This window comes from Actinomadura sp. SCN-SB (assembly GCF_043906805.1).
Lineage (GTDB): Bacteria > Actinomycetota > Actinomycetes > Streptosporangiales > Streptosporangiaceae > Spirillospora.
In genome coordinates this window covers 1-1,437 of sequence record NZ_JBIMPP010000161.1, presented here as the reverse complement: position 1 = coordinate 1,437, position 1,437 = coordinate 1, and the positions used below count along the sequence as shown (strand labels likewise).

Here is a 1,437-nt window from a genome sequence, read left to right as displayed (position 1 = left end):
AGGCCCCGACCCGATCACGATGACGTCCCGAACGTCGCTCACTGTTCTGCGCCTCTCCCTGTGCTCGCCTTCGGTGTCCCGACGACCTCACTCGCCGCCCGGTGCGTCCAGTGCCCCTGGGCCCGACGTGGCTTGGCAGTCGCGTCAACCGATCCTAGGGCCCGCTGATTCCCGCCCCGGGGTATGAGTTGCTTCACCGGCCATCGCCGCCCGACATGCCCCTATGCGGGCACGATCGGGTTGTCGGCTGGCCCTTTGTCAGGCAGGTTCCCTTACGCACCGGCTCTACTGCCCCGCCTCTCGTTCATCATGAGCAGGCCAGGCGGACACCACCGCCACCAAGGCGGCCGTTGATGATCCCGCCCGCCGCGCCCTGCACCAGCCGGGCGGTGATCAGCGACGCCATGGCGGGGGCGAGTCCCGCCACGAAGCTGGACAGGGTGAACAGCCCCATGCCCGCCATGAACACTCGCGCCGCGGCTGCGGGCGTCGCCCAGGCGCCCCTGCCGAAACCAGGCCGAGCATCAGCGCGTACTTACCGGAGTAACGCGGCCCCGAGGGCTGGGCCTACTGCGTGCTGTGCCCGGCCGTCGAGGCGATGAGGCATCGCCGCCGACCTGGCGCGCCCGGTGGCGCCCCCTAGTCCCCCGAGCCGATCATCACCGGCCCGGAGGCGGCCCGGCTGCTGCGCGCCGTCCACCGTTCGGGCGAGCACGGCGCCGGCGTGCCCAGGCACGTGATTTCGTGAAGCGCTGGTGCACAAGGGGCACAAGGGAGACGAGCGCCCATAGGCTGGAGGGATGGCACGGATTCTGCTCTTCCATTCGATGTACGGGTTGCGGCCTGCCGTTCTCGACGCGGCCGAGATGCTGCGGTCGGCGGGGCACGAGGTGCACACACCGGACCTTTACGACGGGCGGGTGGTCGACGAGCCCGAGGCCGGGATCGAGATCAAGGACGAGATCGGGCAGGAAGAGCTGCTTCGCCGTGCCGTGGCCGCCGCCGCGCCGTATACGGATGACGGCTTGGTCTACGCGGGCCTGTCGCTGGGCGGCGCGCTGGCCCAGAACCTCGCGCTTGCCGACACCAAGGCCCGTGGCCTGCTCCTCATGCATGGAACGTCCGACCTGCCGGATGACGCTGCCACGGAGATCCCGGTGCAGTTGCACGTGGCCGATCCCGACACCTGGGAGCCGGTCGATTGGCAGAACGCCTGGTACCTGCGCATGCGCCGGGCCGGTGCTGACGTCGAGGTGTTCCGGTACCGGGGCGCCGGCCATCTCTTCACCGACCCCGACCTGCCCGACTACGACCCGGAAGCCGCCGAACGCGCCTGGGCGATCGCCATGGACTTCCTCGCCGACTTCTAGCTGTATTGACCTTCAGCGTTGTTAACGATGCTGGAGCGCGCGCCCACCTGCTAGACGAGTGATTCCT

The 1,437-nt window shown here is 69.4% G+C and carries 2 protein-coding genes; one reads left to right on the top strand and one right to left on the bottom strand.

Annotated elements, in window-relative coordinates; genetic code table 11:
- Positions 1–307: 307 nt before the first annotated feature.
- On the bottom strand, positions 308–454 hold the full coding sequence (locus ACGWYJ_RS38850) for a hypothetical protein (RefSeq protein WP_395111702.1): 147 nt from the start codon (positions 452–454) through the stop codon (positions 308–310).
- Between the two features lie 346 nt (positions 455–800).
- Between ACGWYJ_RS38850 and ACGWYJ_RS38845 the strand changes: the two genes are divergently transcribed.
- A complete protein-coding gene (locus ACGWYJ_RS38845) occupies positions 801–1,370 on the top strand; it encodes a dienelactone hydrolase family protein (RefSeq protein WP_395111701.1) in 570 nt (189 codons plus the stop codon).
- Positions 1,371–1,437 lie beyond the last annotated feature (67 nt).

What these genes read in the sequence shown, in the direction of transcription:
- ACGWYJ_RS38845 (WP_395111701.1), top strand. Translation starts at nt 801, where the DNA reads ATGGCACGGATTCTGCTCTTCCATTCGATGTACGGGTTGCGGCCTGCC.
- ACGWYJ_RS38850 (WP_395111702.1), bottom strand. Translation starts at nt 454, where the DNA reads ATGGGGCTGTTCACCCTGTCCAGCTTCGTGGCGGGACTCGCCCCCGCC.